The sequence below is a fragment of the Oleiphilus sp. HI0132 genome, assembly GCF_001635845.1.
The window spans coordinates 1-1066 of the sequence record NZ_LWGJ01001382.1; the positions used below are offsets into that span (position 1 = coordinate 1).

Below are 1066 nucleotides of genomic sequence, written 5' to 3' on the forward strand. Positions count from 1 at the left end.
CATAATAACTAATGACTTCACCTTTTCTGCCATAGGTAGTGCGTTTAACTGGTAAGTAATCATTATTATATTCGTATCGGGTTACCTTCCAGAATGCATCTCCCCAATACGTGCTGTTAGCACCAACACTGACCAAATTACCCTTGCCGTCAAATTCCATGTAATGTTCGTACCAAGGAAGACTGAGGTACGGAAAAGGAGACCCGTGGATTTTCTTTTCCTTATCCTGGAACAAAGAAACCTCTTTCACAGGGCCTGCTAGTTCAAATAATGGCTTAAATAAAATGCTTTCTGATGAAGGCTGTACGAGATCCGCCAAAGGATACTTAAAATAATCTATATATTCTAAATGTAGATGCTTTCCCTTCAAGCCGTTACTGTCACTGGCAAGGCACGATATGGTAGAAAGCAAAAGTAATACTAATGTTGTACATCGAAGCATTTTATATATTCCGTTTTTCCGTTTTTCCGTTTTTTCAAAGTAGAGAACTATCAATCTGCCAATCGTCACGATGCGATACAGCCTGTTCACTCCCGTTTTTTCGTTAATTTTCAGATTGGTACATATCTAGATTTACTGCGGCCTTACAAAGAAATGTGTAGTTCCTTTACTCAGAATATGAGGTATACTGATTCTGTAATCAAATGATGCTGGCCTATATAGGAAGAACCACTCTGGCATATTCTTACTAAATTCAATAGCACTCTTATTCATTATATTGGTACATTCTTCATAATCACTTTTAAAAGTATTGCGATCCTTAACATTACCAATGTAGTTGAATTGTAGAGCCTTAGAAGTACACTCAAATCTAAATGTTTGATTGCCATCATTCCTTTCTATTTCAAAAAAGTAGCCTGGTCCCCCCCCAATAAAGTCTGGCAGTGTAACCTCTGTTGGTAAGTCAAAGTTATTTGAACGAAGATGACATTTGAAGGGAGTAGGGCACCCTTTGAAGAACATCGACTGGCGACTTTTTGAGTCTTTATATAAATAAGGACCGAAAGGCATATTGTGTTGACCTTTAATCGGCATATTATTCTGTTTGGTTGCCTCAGCAATGAT

General features: G+C 37.7%; 2 protein-coding genes. Both read right to left on the reverse strand.

Annotation, left to right across the window (positions count from 1 at the left end; all coding sequences use genetic code 11):
- Positions 1-319, reverse strand: a 319-nt coding sequence (locus A3766_RS29815; RefSeq protein WP_156509022.1) for a hypothetical protein, incomplete at its 3' end; no start/stop codon positions are given.
- 255 nt (positions 320-574) lie between these two features.
- Positions 575-1066: hypothetical protein (locus A3766_RS21240; RefSeq protein ID WP_231882949.1), on the reverse strand; the 492-nt coding region annotated here is incomplete at its 5' end.